Below are 14,314 nucleotides of genomic sequence, written 5' to 3'. Positions count from 1 at the left end.
AATCGTTTAAGGCAAAGGCGTGTTTTTACTTCTTGTTAGATTCCTAATTTGAAGTCAGCTAAAGTATTACCAATTTCATCACTGGTAATACCTATATAACGCTTTGTCACACGTTCTGAACTATGATTGAATATCTCCATCAAGGAAGCAATATCTCGCGTCTTGCGGTAGTAGTGGTAACCAAACGTCTTCCTAAGAGTATGTGTGCCAATATCTTTCCTACCTAAATTGTCAGCAATCAATTGGTATTGCTTATAAACAGTATTGACTTTCAAGTGACCGCCTTGCTGTCGACTTTCAAACAACCAGTCCTCATCGTTTTTATCTTCAATATAATCACTGATTACTTCTTGTAAGTTATCTAAATATAAGGTTTTTCTTTTTCCAGTTTTTCTTTCAACGATAATAGGGCGCTTTTCATATTTGATATCTTTCACTTTTAAAGAAACAATATCAGACATACGTAGTCCGTTATTAATACCAAACAAAAAAAGGAAAGTATCTCTTTTTGGATAACTGGTTCGACGTAACCAAAAAAGAAAATCATCTATTTCTGCTTGTGTTCTCAAAGGCTCTACATTATAGGCCAAAATAACCCCTCATTTCTCATTTAAATCAGTTCACTATTACTTATCTATAATACCATAATAAGGAACTCATTTAAACGGGTATTTTAAACCTTGATAGAGCAAGGGTTGAGTTCACTATTTTCTATATTATAATGAACTCAAATAGATAAAAAGAAGAAAAGAAAGGGGGAATTGGCAAAAAAACACAGAGAACGATTTTAAGCGTTTTAAATTATTTTAATAGGGTGATTGGTCATAGAATGCCTTTAAATCATCCTTATGAAAATAGAGAAAAATCACTCAAGCTAAAAAGTTGAAGAGAGTTAATTAATTAGGATAAAGTATGAGGTGACTGTTAGGAGTTGAAAAAATGAGACAAAAATCGTTAGTGTTTTTTACCTTAATACAAGGAGGCATTATTTTATTTTTATTTCTACAAGATATGATTTATCCAATAGGTTTTGGTTCACGAATTATCAATAATATGTCCAATACAGCTGTGAACGGTTTGTATGTGATATGGGGAATATCTGTTGCAGCGAACTTTGTTAATATTTATTACAAACCTGTCAAATCTTGTAGTACATCTAAAATATGTCGAGTAAACACTGTGATGACAGTGTTATTCTTTTTTAGTTTAATTTTCTTTTCTATGTATATGGGATCAAGGTTATAATTTAAAACAACCGTTAGTTATATCTTAACGGTTGTTTTATTTGTATAGAGAAGAAGGTAAGGTAGCTAGATAACCTTTTTTAAAAATTATTCTTATTGGTTTACATAATATATATTATACCAAGTTGAATAAAAGAACTAAAAGAAAGGCAATAATCAAAAAATCTCGTATGTGATATTAAAAATAAGTGTTATATAAAAAATCTATATATAACACTTATTTCAGTTTTAATTATTCTATTATGTCATTCGTTAGTTGTTTATTTTATTGATGGATGAATGTCTCTATTAATAAAATAAATGTCTTAGTAAGTATTAAAGTCTCAAATTGATGTTTATATATCTTAATCAATCATTTGATTTATACGTACACGGATAGTCATTAATGTATAATAGTTTGTGCTATTTTTTTGAAAAAACCTTGTTATTACTCGTTTCTTGCAATAACGAAATAATTTCCCTCGGGATCTGAAAAGTTGAACATATCTGTACCAGTTGGATTGATAATATCCCCAGGTTGATCTAATCGGCGGTAAATAAGGTCAAATTGATCACTGAAAATAATTAAAGATGGTGTGTTACAAGCGACTTCTGGGGAGTATTTATTGATGAATTCCTTTTCGAACAGTGCTAATTCTATGCTGTCAGATAGTGCTATAACGCTGGTTGTATAGTGTTCTGGTAGCTCTTCTGAAACTAAAGGTGTTACCTTGAATAAGTCAGACCAAAAATCAGTCATCTTTTGAATGTCATCAACATAGAGCATGACTCTTATTTTGTTTGTCATTTTATCTACCTGCTTTCGCTTATATGATTGCTATTTATTATACCCTCTCTTGTCAATGAAGAAAAGTGGAACGAATCTACCTTTCTTGAAAGTATAACCTTTCCGTAAAGGTAGATAATTAAATAACAATATTAAATATTATTAAAATTGACTTTATGTTATTTATATATTAAAATTAAGATAAGAACGTATGTTCTCTATTTTGGAAGGAGTTGATATTTTATCGCAACACATAAATTATTCCAACGATTGGAACAAGAATTAGTCGCTCTCCCCTGGTTTGTCCAAGAATACGTGCAATCAAAAAGTATTGTTCCCTACTCTACTGTTACTTTATACGAATATGCGAAGGAATATCGCCGCTTCTTTGAATGGCTATCAATGGAAAAAATAACCAACACCTCTCCTACCTCTGTGACCTTGGAGGATTTAGAAGGTTTACGTAAAGAAGACATTGATCTCTACAAAGCCCATTTAATGCACTCCCCTAAAAACGGGACCTCACAACAAGGGCAGCATCGGGCGTTTGTTTCCGTTCAACGCACACTAACCGCTCTTCGTTCCCTATTTAAGTATTTAAGTAGTCAAACAGAAGATGAAAATAACCAACCGTATCTCTCTCAAAATGTGATGTTGAAGATTGAAAACGTGAAAACAAGCACGACTTTGCAAGAACGATCACGAAGCATTGAAAAAAAATTACTCCTTGATGATGAAGCTCTAGATTATTTATTATTTATTGAAACAAAATATGAAGATACCTTATCCAGTCATCAAGCTAAAGCAGCATTCAGGCGAAATAAAACCCGAGATCTTGCTATTAACGCTTTATTTTTAGGAACTGGGGTCAGGTTATCAGAGCTTTGTAACATGCAAATCACAGACTTAGATATCTATCATATGGAAGCCACAGTCATTCGAAAAGGTGGTTTTAAAGATGTCACCTTGATATCTCCTGTTTTTATGGATTACGTGACAGATTACGCTAACAACAGAGGGACCCTTTATCGACCGAGTCCCCAGCAAAAAGCGTTATTTCTGACCACCTACAAACAAGAAGCGAAACAAATTGAACCGTCCACCGTTGAAAAAATGGTAGGGAAATATTCCGAAGCTTTTAAGGTTAAAATTACCCCTCATAAGTTAAGGCATACAGTAGGCACGCAACTTTACAAGAAAACCAATAGCCTACTCACCGTCTCTCATCAATTAGGTCAAACAGGAACAAGCGCTACAGCCATATATACGCACATTGTAGATAAAGAACAACGAAATGCAATCAACGGGTTGTGGGACACTCCTGATACGGATAACTAAGAACACCCTAGAAATATAGAGGTTTGTAGCAACCTCTTTTCTAGGGTGTTTTTTTCGTATTTATTAATGACTATAATAAAGTATATTACTTAAGTCATACTAAAGGAAGTCCTTACAAGTAAGTATCAAACCATTCTTCAATTTCTTGTAATCTTCTCATGCGAAGACTTGGTATACCAATGCGTGATAATCCATGGCTTGATTTAGGGAATATCACAAGTTTGGTGTCGACCCGTTGCCGTTTAGCTGCGACATACATTTGTTCTCCTTGCTCTTGCGGGCATCTTAAATCTTCCGCACTATGGAGTACCAAGAGTGGCGTCTTGATATTATGAGCATGAGCCAATGGTGACATTTGCCATAAGGCGTCCACATCATTGATATCATGTAATAATTGGAAGTTAACAAAGAATGGACCTATGTCGCTCGTGCCATAAAAACTTAGCCAATTAGAAATACTTCTTTGGGTAACAGCTGCTCTAAAGCGGTTAGTATGACCTACAATCCAGTTTGTCATAAACCCGCCATAACTACCACCAACCACAAAAAGATTGGATTCATCGATGGTTGGGTACTCTTCAATGGCAAAATCTGTCCCCATCATTAAATCTTTGAAATCATCATTCCCGTAATCCCCAAGAATAGATTTAACAAAGTCTTGACCATAACCATCGCCACCACGTGGGTTAAGTAAAATAACGCCATATCCTCGTGCAGCATGCACCTGCATTTCATGGAAGAAAGTCTCTCCGTAACACACTTGTGGGCCACCATGAACATAAAGAATAGCAGGATGTTTGCCTGTTACATTGACTGGTGGCACGTACCACCCTTGGATTGGCCACCCTTGAGCCCCTTTACACCAAAACATCTCTGGCTGACTCACTGTCCATTCCTTCATCAGGGCTTCATTCGGGTTATAAATAGGCTCTAATTTCCCAGTTGTCACATCGATTTTAGCTAACTGGCTAGGGGTTACTAAATCTGAATACGTGACAATCATCTCTGCATCAGACATGTAACATGCGTCTGTTAGATGTCCTTTTTCATCGAATAAACGAGTGATTTTTTTCGTCATATCCCCTTTGTATAATTGTAATTTTCCATGCTCTGTCACAGGGAAGGTAAACGTCATGTCCTCATTCCAACGACTGCGTACACCTCTAACGTTTTGATGAAAATCACTAATGATACCATCACCAATAGATAAGTCTTCTTCTTCTGTCAAACAGATCAGTTGTCTCTCTTCTAAGTCATAGTAATAAAGCTCTTCTTGTGTCACAAAGTTAAATCTAAAATCGCTTCCTTTTAACAAAACATAACGATCCTCTTTAACATCAGCTACAGAAAAACTTCCTTTAGGTACTGATGTGGTTAACGAATGGGAGGTTTGTTCAGCGATATCATAATAATAAACCGTATTACCATAGTCCCATTCATCATCTCTTACTAAATCTGCGCCATATAATAAGAACGTTTCATCCATAGAGACATGATATAAACCAATGTCTTCTTTTGTTTCCATTAATGTTGCTACTTGTCTCGTACTAATATCTATTTTCTTAATTTGGTTGTTTTGATTAGCAGGTAACGTTCCTGCGCCGTCTAATTTATAGGTCAACTTATCTGTTGCCATGACTTGCGGGCGTTTCTTTTCTTCTTCTGTTAATTCCTTATTTAGGCATTGACTTGTTTGAAAATAAATGGCACCACTTGTTTCAGACCATTTATAGAAGCTGACTCCTTGCTTTTCTTCTGTGAGAAGGACTGCTTTACCACCTGTTGTAGGCATTAAATAAACTTGTCCCTTATCTTCCTTGTCAGGTGCAACAAAACTTAGCCATTTCCCGTTTGGCGAGACATCCAGTCGAGAGACTTTCAGACTATCATTGCCCCAATGTTTTTTTATCTTCGTTTCTAAATCCATACTAAGAATGCGCGTTTCGTAAGTGTCTTCTTTTTGATTCAAGCGTGTTTCAATAAAATAAACCTGGTTATCCCGATACACAGGTTGAGACAAACTCACTAACTCAAAAATCGTTTCTTCTGTTATTTTTGTCATACTCTTACCACCTTACCTTTCCTTCTGTTATTATTTTACCTCTTCTGTTATTAAATAACTAGAGGATAGACAAAAACGCGAGGTCTTTAGATGAAAGAATCTCGCGTTCGTCTCTTCAATTAAGGTAAAATATTCCCTGCTGCTCGGTAAATACGATACCACTCTTCTCTGGTTAAGCGAATATCAGACGCTTTTGCCACTTCTTGTATGCGGTGTTCCTTCATTGTTCCAAGAATGGTTTGCATGTTGGCAGGATGTCTTGAAATCCAAGCTGTTGCAATACCTGTGTTGGTAACACCATATGTTTCTGCTAGTTCATCAATTGTCTGGTTTAATTCAGGGAACTTCTCGTTGCCTAAAAAGACACCGTCAAAGAAACCATATTGATACGGTGACCACGCTTGGATCGTCATATCATTTAAACGAGAATAATCGAGGACACTACCATCTCTGTTAATACTCGCTTCATCACGCATATTAACATGAAAGCCCTGGTCAACCATTGCAGTTGCCATTACCCCAAATTGTAACTGATTAACAAGTAAGGGCTGCTCCACATATTTTTTAAGCAATTCAATCTGCATAGGGTTCTGATTACTCACCCCAAAATGACGCACTTTGCCACTATGTTGTAAGACATTAAATGCGTCTGCTACTTCTTCAGGTTCTACTAAAGTATCCGGGCGATGTAGAGCTAGCACATCCAGATAATCCACATCTAATCGTTCCAATATCCCATCAACAGCAGTGAGAATATGTTCCTTAGAGAAATCAAATTGCCCTTCTCTAATCCCGCATTTACTTTGGATAAAGATGTCCTCACGTTTAATACTGCTCTCGTGTAAGGCTTGCCCAAACAAGGTCTCACAGTCACCACCACCATAAATATCTGCATGGTCAAAAAAGTTAATGCCACTTGCTACGGCTGTTTCTAGTAAAGATGTTGCCTCGGTTTTGTTCAGACTGTTCATACGCATGCAGCCTAAAGCTACTTGCGATACCTTAAGTTCTTGATTACCACCTAAATGAATAGAGTTCACATTATTGCCTCCTTATAATAAGCTACATTAATTATAACACAGCACTAGAAAATTCACTCCTGTAATGTGTAGTGTATAAACCGCTTAGGGTCTGACATGAAATGAGTCATAAATTGAACGTGCTCCATGTCTTCGTATTTGATTGGAGCTATCCCCTGCTCACTTAATTCTAGAATAGATGCGTCAGGGTAAGCCGTTAGAATAGGCGAATGGGTACTAATAATAAACTGTGACCCTTGTTTCACCTGTTCATGAATCAGATACATCAAAGACAGCTGATTTTGAGGACTTAAAGGGGTTTCAGGCTCATCCAATAGATAGAGACCTTTTGGAACAAGACGGCTCTTAAACAAGGCTAAAAATGATTGTCCGTGAGATAAGGTCTGTAACTCTACGGGGTACAGTCTATCAAGAGCAGCTAAAGTGTTAAGGTAAGGAATTTTTTCTAATTCTGGTGAATGCGTGTTTCGCACCTCTATCTCTTCAATAGCTTGTTCCGCTTCTCTTTTTCGTTGCTCGGTCTGTCTAATAAATGTGATGAAATCATCTGCCCTAAAAAACATGCCACGTTTGGTTTTGTAATGCCAATGAAGAACCAATTCTTCCGCTAGCTTTGAAACATCCTCATACTCAGGGTTAAGAGAGAAGGGTTGATTGGTTAATTGTATGGCTTCACACGTCATGGCCAATGCTTCAATGAAGGTAGACTTTCCTATACCGTTTTCACCAACTAAGAACGTGACAGGCTGGTCAAACTCAATTCCTTCAAACCCTTGTAACCAAGGCATAGAAAAGGGATACTGCGGATGTTTCTCCCTAGTATGTTCGTACAACACACGGCTTAGTAACATATTATCCCTCCTTATGTCCCTCGTTAACTGTAGCTTTTTGACTCTTCGTTAATTTTTGATAGACGAATTGATAGGATTCTAGAATCATTTGTTCCAAGAGTTCTTCTGTTACCATCTCGTGGCCTAAATAAATAGAATTCCAATGCTTTTTATTCGCGTAGTAACCAGGGATAATTCCCCCTTCAAAGGCATCTCGCAGGGCTATGTTTTTATCAGGGTCATTTTTTAAGGTAATAAAGGTCTCTTCCGTTACTGCTTCTGACATTAAGCCGAATTGTTTACCTAATAGATCAAAGTAATACGTCCCCCAGTCTTCACGAAAATACACCCTAGCTCCAGCTAAGGAGTCACCATAGGCTATGCAATGTGACATTCTTGTTTGTATCTCAGACATTGGTAACATTCGATCACTCCTTTTCATATAAATTGAGTATAACATGTTAATAAAAAAGCGGGTAGCCACTGTTCTGAGTGGGCACCCGCTTTTTTTATTCTTTACCTGGTTGCATAAAAACGATACATCCAATTATCTAATTGTTTCACAGTATTGTCTCTCGTGCCATTGTTATCAATGATTGTATCAGATAACAACGTTTTATCTTGGAGGGGCATTTGACTATTAATTCTCGCTTTAGCCTCTTCCACGGTTAAATCATTTCGAGCCATGAGACGATCTAGTTGCTGTTCTTTTGATACAAAAACAAGCATCACTTCATCCACCATCTCTTCATACCCTGCTTCAAAGAGCAAAGGAATATCTAATATCACTAAGGGAGTGGTTTCTTTTCTGTAATAACAGATAAGTTCATGAATTCTTTTATCAATAAACTCTTTTAATAAGGCATTTAAGAGGGTTCTTTTATCAGAATCTTTAAAAATAATATCCCCTAATTTTTTTCTATTCAACGAGCCATCTTCAAGTAACACCTCTTGACCAAATGAGGCAACAATGGCAGATAAGCCAGGAGTTCCTATCTCTACAACTTCTCTTGCGACGATATCTGCATCAATGATTGGTATGTTACGTTCAGAGAAGTACTGGCTGACCGTACTTTTGCCAGAAGCAATGCCTCCAGTGATACCTAAAACATAGGTCATGTCGTCGCCTTCTTTCTTTGATGATAAGGTTGACAGTTCCCGCAATAATGAGTTCCTCGCTGCGCTACTTTCATTTTACTAATGGCTTCTCCGCAGAATGGGCAAGCTTCCCCTGTTTTGCCATATACGGCTAGAGAGACTTGAAAGGTCCCAGCATCTCCTAGAGCATTTTTGTAAGAACGAATGGTTGTACCACCTGCTTCAACAGCATCACCCAAGACCTGGATAATGGCTTGATGAAGTTTTTCTATTTCCAAAGGTGTCAGGGTATCTGCTTCTTGTTCAGGATGGATATTAGCAAGGAATAAGGACTCATCCACATAAATATTACCTAATCCTGTCACAAGCAACTGGTCTAACAACAAAGGTTTAATCGCTTTACTTCGTTTACTTAATCCTGTAGCGAATGTCTCTAAATCAAAATCAGGCAGTACGGGTTCAGGTCCTAATTTTTTAATGCCTTTGTACTCACCCCCTTGATTTTTCGCAACAAGGGTAAAACGGCCAAATTTACGGACATCCAAGTACCGTAATTCGGTGCCGTCTGTAAAGTGGAAGATCACATGGGTGTGTTTGCTCCGTGCATCGTCTGTTTCATGGTATTCAAATTTACCTTCCATCCTTAAATGATTAATCATATCGAAAGAGGATAGTTTAAAAATAAGGTATTTACCACGGCGTTCAACACTGTTGATACGTTGTCCAATAAGTTCGATTTTGAATACATCTACGTCAGGGGACTCAATAATACGTGGCCAAAACACACTGACAGAGGCAATGGTTTTCCCTATGACTAGCTGAGTCAATCCTTTTCTGACGGTTTCTACTTCTGGTAATTCAGGCATAATGTCTCTCCTAACAAATATCCCTCTATCGCTAAAGGGATATTAATATACTATTTATTTGGCGTCGTACCAAGTATTACCTACGCTACTGTCTGCCTTAAGAGGAACAGATAAGCTGACCGCTTGCTCCATTGTTTCTTCGACAATCTGTTGTAACTTAGGTATTTCTAAAGCTGGTGCTTCAAAGACCAACTCATCATGTACTTGTAATAACATGGTTGCTTCCATGTTTTCTTCTTTTAATCTTGCATCAATTTTAATCATCGCAATTTTTAGGATATCTGCTGCGCTTCCTTGAATCGGCGTATTAATTGCTGTTCGTTCAGCAAAAGAACGTAAGTTAAAGTTCTTCGCCTTAATATCAGGTAAATAACGACGGCGATGATACAGGGTTTCAACAAAACCGGCTTCTTTTGCTTTCTCAACAATGTCATCCATGTAGGTTTTTACCCCAGGGTACTTATCAAAGTAACGATCAATGAAAAGTTGGGCTTCTTTACGAGTGATTCCTAAGTTTTGGGATAAACCGTAATCACTAATCCCATAGACAATACCAAAATTGACCGCTTTTGCTTGTCGACGCATGTTGCTATCCACTTCTTCTTCAGACCCAATACCAAAGACACGCATCGCCGTACTCGCATGGATATCTTGTCCTTCGTTGAAGGCTGCTTTTAAATGGTCATCATCAGAAATATGAGCAAGCACCCTTAATTCGATTTGAGAATAATCGGAAGCAAATAATTGCCAGTCTTCATGGCGAGGCACGAAAGCTTGACGAATCTTACGTCCTTCTTCTAACCTAACAGGAATATTTTGTAAGTTCGGATCCACAGAGCTTAGTCGACCTGTTTGCGTTAAGGTTTGGACATAGCGGGTATGTATTTTTTGATCTTGCCCAATCACTTTTAATAACCCTTCAACGTAGGTTGATTGAATTTTAGCAATTTGACGGTACGTTAGAATGTCATCAATAATTGGAGATTCGCCTTTTAATTTTTCTAAAACATCCACTGCTGTGGAATAGCCCGTTTTTGTTTTTTTAATCACAGGTAACCCCATTTTTTCAAATAAGATCACCCCTAATTGTTTCGGTGAATTTAGATTGAACGCTTCTCCAGCTTCTTTGTAGACTTTTTGTTCAATGTCTGCGAGAACTTCCGCAAATTCACCCTTCATTTCGTTTAATCGTTGTGCATTAACTGTAATTCCTGTTATTTCCATGTCACCTAAGATAAGAGCTAAGGGCAATTCAATGTCTGTAAATAAGCCTAATTGATTTTTTTCTTCCAATTGATTTAACAGAGGTGTATATAGATAGTTAATGCCCGATACTTTACGAGCAAGGTGTTCATATAAGACCGTAACATCTTCTGGTACGCCTTTTTTAACGCCTTTTCCATAAACCGCTTCATCTCGGTCTAAATCAGTAAAGCCAAATCGCTCTGCAACTTCTCCCATATCTTCGCTATTGTTTGTAGAATCTACTAAATAGGCAGCCAATAACGCATCAAATGTTAACCCTTTAACTGGGCTATTGTAACCATGTAAAGCCACATAGGTTCTCTTTAAGTCGTACACTTTTTTACTGAAAGACTCATCTGCTAACCACGCTTTAACTAAAGGCGCATCTAATACGCCTAAATCAGCTGCGACATAAATGTTGTCCTCATTTCCCCAAGCCATTCCCACAATAGGAGACACGTGATAATTATCATCTAACATTTCCACGTATAAAGACATACCATCTTGGAACATGTCTTCCGTTACATCGTTTTCCGTGACAACCGTAAAGGCAATCTCTGCCTTGTCTTCTTGAGGAATATCGATGCCACTGGTATCTAATTTTTTAAGGAACGCTTGAAAGTCCATTTCTTGATAGAAAGGAATTAATTTGTCTAAGTTTTTCCCACTATAAGCAAGGTCAGCCACATCAACCTCAATCGGACTGTTCACATCAATAGTTGCTAATTTTTTACTTAAAAAGGCAATCTCTTTTTCATTGATTAAGTTTTCTTTCATCTTGCTTTTTTTCATGTCTTCAACGTTCTCGTAAACGCCTTCCACAGTCTCAAATTCTTTTAATAACTTAATCGCTGTTTTTTCGCCAATCTTCGTTACACCAGGAATGTTATCTGATTGGTCTCCCGCAAGACCTTTCATATCAATGATCTGTTCAGGTTTTAAGCCATATTTTTCCATGATATGTTCTGGTGTGTAGGACTCAATTTCACTGACGCCGCGAATCGTCACATCTACACGAATATTATCTGCTGCGAGCTGAGTTAAATCTTTATCTCCAGATAAGACAACCACATCAAATAATTCTGGGTCCACACGTTTAGCTAAGGTTCCGATAATATCATCGGCCTCATAATCGGCTAATTCATAGTGTTTCATCCCTAAGCCTTCAATTAATTCTCTTAGATAAGGCATTTGTTCTCTGAACTCACTTGGTGTCTTAGCACGACCGGCTTTATAATCATCAAAAAAAGCATGTCTAAAGGTTGTTTTCCCCGCGTCAAAGGCCACTAGTACATGACTTGGGTCTTCGTTTTTCAATACACCTTCCAACATATTATTCACTGCATACAAGGCGTTGGTATGTAAGCCATTGGCATTTTTAAATCTATCTAAAGATTGATAAAGGGCGAAAAAGCCACGAAAGGCAATACTATTTCCATCTATCAATAACAACTTATTTTTTTTCATTAAGCCACTCCATTCTTCACTCATTATTTATTCTAACAAACTTTGCCAGTTTATGCGAAAAATAAAAAGCATCCGAAGATGCTTTTTAAATCATAAGATAAACAATAACGAGAGGAATCAGAATAACTCCGACTAAAAAGGCCCATCCTTGCCATTTTGCCATGTTAAAAGTAACACCTAACCCCATCTTTTTTTCAACCCAAAAGGCTGGATCCTCTTTATTATAATAGAACATTCCTAATTTCCAGTACTGATCGTCATCGTAACTTGGAAACCCCTCTTCTTCGGCTAGAGCTTCAGTATCAATGTTACTACCGCCTTGTCCATAACGAAGACCTAACCATAAAACCAAACCTATAACGAACACAAAAAACAGAAGAGATAGGACCATTAAGGCTTCAGGTGAAATAAAAGCTTGCATGCTGGCACTTTGAGTTCCCATAAGGAGTAATTGTGTACCAATCGAAATAGCTACTAACATCAGAGATGATTGTTTTCTAAAACGTTTGTCTCTTTTAGCTGACTCAGGGGCTTTCCGAGCATCTACCCGCTGTTTCGCTTGTTGGATAGAATAATTAGAGATACCCATGATTATCCCGATGAATAATTGCATCATTGGAATTGCTAGGACGGACATATAATTTTTATCTGTCATCGTCGTTGGTGTCATAGACATATCCCACTGAGTGACAATCACCTCAGGGATACGCTCATAATTCAGCAGTGTCACACCAGCCGTAATCAAGGCGAGCAAGACGTTTATGGTGACTAAATAACTAGTAGAAAAAGTGAAGGGTTCTTGCCTAAAGGCCAAGTCAATGCCGATCCGTTGCTCTGGCTTGGTTGTTATCAAAGCTTTTTCTTTTAATTTTTTAGACTGATTGTAAAAATGGATGTAAAAAATAAAAGACAACATAAATTGGAAAAATACGACACCGGTATAAATAATCCCAAACTGTTCCTCCGTTGCTTTCCCTTGCACTAACCATAAAAGAAGACTCAAAAAAGCGGCTAAACTCATATGATATAGAAAATGCGCTTTTTTCCATTTTCTAACGGTTTCTCCGCGAGCATCATGTCCTGTTAACGTCACACCAAAAGGCACATGGTACTGACTCATATAAGGAGTAGCCCCTAAAATAATCCCAATTAAGACAGTGGTTCCGATTAAATAGATGATCATAGTCTTTCACCTCGTTGAATGGTTTTAGTTGTGTCTTGTATTAACGAATCTAGATTTAGTCCGTAAATCTGGCTATCTATGACCATTTCTTTGATTTTTATTTTCAGTAATGCCAAAGAAGGGTCAGACATTTTCATGGGAAGATCGTTGGAAATCCTAAATCCTTTTTTCTCTTGTACCACAATCCCTTCTTCTGCTAAAAGTTTATAAGCCTTGTTCACTGTATGTAAATTAATCCCAATATCACTGGCAAGTGATCTAACAGAAGGAAGAGCTGTACCAGGTTGGATGTTCCCTCGTAGGACACCTTCCTTTATTTGATAGACTAACTGGGTATAAATAGGAATAGTTGACTCCATATCTATGGTAATAAACATTTATATCAGCTCCTTTCGTTATATATATAGTATAACGTTTTATGTTATATGTCAACTATAACAAAAAAAGACCTTTCATAAGAAAGGTCTTCAAAGGATAAAATTAATCTCTACCGAAAATTCTAACAAGAGCTAAGAATAGGTTTACTAGATCTAAGTACAATGTTAGAGCACAATAAACAACGAGTCCCATACCGGCTTGCTCACCGTATTGTTGGTAGAACACTTTGATTTTTTGGTTATCATATGCTGTTAAACCAGCAAATATCACGACTAATGCTAAACTGATAAATAAATCAACTGCTGAGCTTTTTAGGAAAAAGACATTTAGAACAATGGCAATGATTGCTCCAATTAAGAAACTAAACATGGCATGTCCCATAGCACTTAAATCTTTTTTAACCACCGTTCCAACGACAGACATCGTAATAAACATAATAGATGCCGTTACAAAAGCTTGGACAATAGCAGGTCCTGAATACATAACTAACGTAACCGTTAACGTTAACCCAGTCAACATCGCATAAGCAATGTAGCCCACAATCGATTTAGATGTGTTGGTATTAGCAAACGCTGATTTTCCTAAGTACACCACTAAGGCAATTTGAGCAATCCAGATACCAAAGAAGGCAAAACGACCACCATTAAAGAATAAATTAATAAATTGTTCTTGGAACACTGTCAAAGATAAAAATGACGTTACGCCACTAATAGCAATCCCCAGTCCTAACATACCGTATACTTTACTAAAAAATTTGGATAAACCAATCGATGTTTCAACTTGATTGTTGTTCATAA

At 37.2% G+C, this 14,314-nt stretch carries 14 protein-coding genes; 2 read left to right on the top strand and 12 right to left on the bottom strand.

Features of this window, described 5'->3' with window-relative positions; genetic code table 11:
- Positions 1-35: 35 nt before the first annotated feature.
- Positions 36-590: a tyrosine-type recombinase/integrase gene (locus tag ACVWM0_RS05345; protein ID WP_476473588.1), complete on the bottom strand. Its 555-nt coding sequence runs from the start codon at positions 588-590 to the stop codon at positions 36-38.
- A gap of 349 nt (positions 591-939) precedes the next feature.
- On the opposite strand from ACVWM0_RS05345, the gene ACVWM0_RS05340 reads away from it, so the two are divergent.
- Positions 940-1,245 (top strand): hypothetical protein, encoded by a 306-nt coding sequence (locus ACVWM0_RS05340; RefSeq protein WP_476473587.1) that lies wholly within the window; start codon positions 940-942, stop codon positions 1,243-1,245.
- A gap of 426 nt (positions 1,246-1,671) precedes the next feature.
- Here ACVWM0_RS05340 and ACVWM0_RS05335 read toward each other — a convergent pair whose 3' ends face one another.
- Positions 1,672-2,031 (bottom strand): VOC family protein, encoded by a 360-nt coding sequence (locus tag ACVWM0_RS05335; RefSeq protein ID WP_476473586.1) that lies wholly within the window; start codon positions 2,029-2,031, stop codon positions 1,672-1,674.
- Between the two features lie 222 nt (positions 2,032-2,253).
- Here ACVWM0_RS05335 and xerS point away from each other — a divergent pair, with 222 nt between their 5' ends.
- Positions 2,254-3,348 carry a tyrosine recombinase XerS gene (gene xerS / locus ACVWM0_RS05330; protein ID WP_476473669.1) on the top strand — a complete coding sequence of 365 codons (1,095 nt, stop codon included), beginning with the start codon at positions 2,254-2,256 and terminating at the stop codon, positions 3,346-3,348.
- A 112-nt stretch (positions 3,349-3,460) separates the two neighbouring features.
- Here xerS and ACVWM0_RS05325 read toward each other — a convergent pair whose 3' ends face one another.
- The 10 genes from ACVWM0_RS05325 to ACVWM0_RS05280 all read right to left on the bottom strand — a co-directional run bounded on the left by ACVWM0_RS05325 (position 3,461) and on the right by ACVWM0_RS05280 (position 14,312).
- A complete protein-coding gene (locus ACVWM0_RS05325) occupies positions 3,461-5,410 on the bottom strand; it encodes an alpha/beta hydrolase family protein (RefSeq protein ID WP_476473585.1) in 1,950 nt (649 codons plus the stop codon).
- A gap of 119 nt (positions 5,411-5,529) precedes the next feature.
- Positions 5,530-6,450 (bottom strand): aldo/keto reductase, encoded by a 921-nt coding sequence (locus tag ACVWM0_RS05320; RefSeq protein ID WP_476473584.1) that lies wholly within the window; start codon positions 6,448-6,450, stop codon positions 5,530-5,532.
- A gap of 53 nt (positions 6,451-6,503) precedes the next feature.
- Positions 6,504-7,301 (bottom strand): AAA family ATPase, encoded by a 798-nt coding sequence (locus tag ACVWM0_RS05315; RefSeq protein ID WP_476473583.1) that lies wholly within the window; start codon positions 7,299-7,301, stop codon positions 6,504-6,506.
- Position 7,302: 1 nt separating this feature from the next.
- Positions 7,303-7,704, bottom strand: coding sequence for an MmcQ/YjbR family DNA-binding protein (locus ACVWM0_RS05310; RefSeq protein WP_476473582.1), 402 nt, complete (start codon positions 7,702-7,704; stop codon positions 7,303-7,305).
- Positions 7,705-7,796: 92 nt separating this feature from the next.
- Entirely contained in the window at positions 7,797-8,399 is a 603-nt protein-coding gene (gene coaE, locus ACVWM0_RS05305) for a dephospho-CoA kinase (RefSeq protein WP_476473581.1), read from the bottom strand.
- Positions 8,396-9,244 (bottom strand): DNA-formamidopyrimidine glycosylase, encoded by an 849-nt coding sequence (mutM, locus tag ACVWM0_RS05300; protein WP_476473580.1) that lies wholly within the window; start codon positions 9,242-9,244, stop codon positions 8,396-8,398. The genes coaE and mutM overlap by 4 nt, the downstream gene beginning before the upstream one ends.
- A 54-nt stretch (positions 9,245-9,298) precedes the next feature.
- Positions 9,299-11,956: a DNA polymerase I gene (polA, locus tag ACVWM0_RS05295; protein WP_476473579.1), complete on the bottom strand. Its 2,658-nt coding sequence runs from the start codon at positions 11,954-11,956 to the stop codon at positions 9,299-9,301.
- A gap of 85 nt (positions 11,957-12,041) precedes the next feature.
- On the bottom strand, positions 12,042-13,139 hold the full coding sequence (locus tag ACVWM0_RS05290; protein ID WP_476473578.1) for a DUF1648 domain-containing protein: 1,098 nt from the start codon (positions 13,137-13,139) through the stop codon (positions 12,042-12,044).
- Positions 13,136-13,516: a GntR family transcriptional regulator gene (locus tag ACVWM0_RS05285; protein WP_476473577.1), complete on the bottom strand. Its 381-nt coding sequence runs from the start codon at positions 13,514-13,516 to the stop codon at positions 13,136-13,138. Before ACVWM0_RS05285 ends, ACVWM0_RS05290 begins: the two co-directional genes overlap by 4 nt.
- Positions 13,517-13,619: 103 nt before the next feature.
- The gene (locus ACVWM0_RS05280; RefSeq protein WP_476473576.1) at positions 13,620-14,312 is read right to left on the bottom strand and encodes a Bax inhibitor-1/YccA family protein; all 693 of its coding nucleotides are present in this window, start codon (positions 14,310-14,312) and stop codon (positions 13,620-13,622) included.
- Positions 14,313-14,314 lie beyond the last annotated feature (2 nt).

Source organism: Vagococcus sp. 211 (assembly GCF_056322705.1).
The sequence above is the reverse complement of the archived record's forward strand: the minus strand, read 5'-3'. Positions and strand labels throughout refer to the sequence as shown.